At 29.7% G+C, this 1,756-nt stretch carries 1 protein-coding gene; it reads left to right on the top strand.

The annotated features are described in order from the left end of the window. Positions 1-155: 155 nt before the first annotated feature. Positions 156-1,595, top strand: coding sequence for a DDE-type integrase/transposase/recombinase (locus tag Q5O29_RS06385; protein ID WP_022212137.1), 1,440 nt, complete (start codon positions 156-158; stop codon positions 1,593-1,595). Positions 1,596-1,756: the final 161 nt, after the last annotated feature.

A 1,756-nucleotide genomic window follows, 5' to 3' on the forward strand; every position in this document is an offset into this window, starting at 1 on the left:
GTTAGTGTAAAGTTTTTTACACTATTTTTATTTTAAAATCTTTATATATCAAGGTTTCGAAAGTTTTTTGCATAAAAAAAACAACGACCCCCTAATTTCATGTTAAAATTGAATCTCTGACCAAACAAAATCAACAATGAAAGGTTGTCGTTATCATGGATTCAATTATAACTTATTTACTTATATATAATCAATATTTAATTACCATTATCGGTGAATTACTTTTATTTATTTCACAACACATACCACTAAAACAAATGATATTTGATGATTCAAATAGCCCTGAATATCAAAAGTTCAAAGTAGATAGACTACCTACAATACTTAAATTTGAAAAGGTAGATTATAAATTACTTTTAGCTTATTACAAACATAAATATAACAAGACCTTAAAACCCGTCCAAAGACGGAACGGTAAGTCTATTCCTAAAAAAACTAAATGTCCTAAATGTGGTGCACCTCATGAATATATTTACGATAACAATGGCAATAAAGGTCAGTTTAAGTGTAAAGTTTGTCAACTTACATTTAAAGAAGCTAATTATGCTACTAAACCATTAGTATTTATTTGTCCTTACTGTGGTGCTACCCTTACTGAGCAAAAGCAGCGTAAGCAGTTTAAAATACATAAATGTAATAATTCTAAATGCTCATATTATCAAAGAAACATTAAGAAACTTCCTAAGGATCTTGATCCTGCCCATAAATATAAATACAAGCTTCACTATATATACCGTGAATTCAATATTAACTTCTTTAAGATGGATTTATATCCAATTTCAAAACATGCTACAGGATTTAGTTTTAAAAAGTTTAATCCTCATATAATGGGATTATGCCTTACTTATCACGTTAATTGTAAAATGTCTACAAGACAAACTGCACATGTTTTAGAAGAAGTTCATGGAATAAAAATATCACATAGAACTGTTGCTAATTATGCTTTAACAGCAGCCGCTGTCATTAAACCATTTGTTGATACATTTAATTACAAACCATCTAAAATACTTTCTGCCGATGAAACTTATATAAAAGTTAAAGGAATTAAGCATTATGTTTGGATTGTAATGGATGCTTGTAAAAAGTCTATTCTAGGTTATCAAGTATCTGATACAAGAGCTACAGGTCCTTGTATATTAGCAATGCGTATGGCTTTTGATAAGTTCAAAAAATTTCCAGGAAAAGCTTTGAACTTCGTTGCCGATGGTTATAGCGCTTACCCGTTAGCGAAGCAACAATTTGAATTAGAAGAAAATAAAGAATTTAATCTAACTCAAGTTATTGGCCTTACTAATGAAGATCTAGTATCTGAAGAATTCCGTTGGGTTAAGCAAGTAGTAGAGCGTCTAAATCGTACCTTCAAATCTTCCTATAGAGTTACTTGTGGCTATGGAAGTGATGAAGGTGCTCTTTATGGATTCTCTCTTTGGGTTGCTTATTATAACTTTTTAAGACCTCACCCATATAACTATCATCGTCCTTTAAATGAATTGGATGCTTTAAATATCGCTGATAACATGCCAGCAAAATGGCAAATTCTTATCAATCTCGGTCAACAAACCATATTAAATATGCAAGAATCTAAAACTTCTTGATAAACTATAAAATTAAATATTGATTTAATTTTTGCCTCCGATACCGAAGGTCTTTTTGTCATATTCAATTTTCGAATTTTAATTGATATTTCAAAGTTATTTTTCTATTATTATGCCAAATTAGCCCTATGCTATTTTTTCATACGAAACTTTACACTATC

Source organism: Clostridium sp. CAG:265 (assembly GCF_000436575.1).
Classification (GTDB): domain Bacteria; phylum Bacillota; class Clostridia; order Clostridiales; family Clostridiaceae; genus Clostridium; species Clostridium lentum.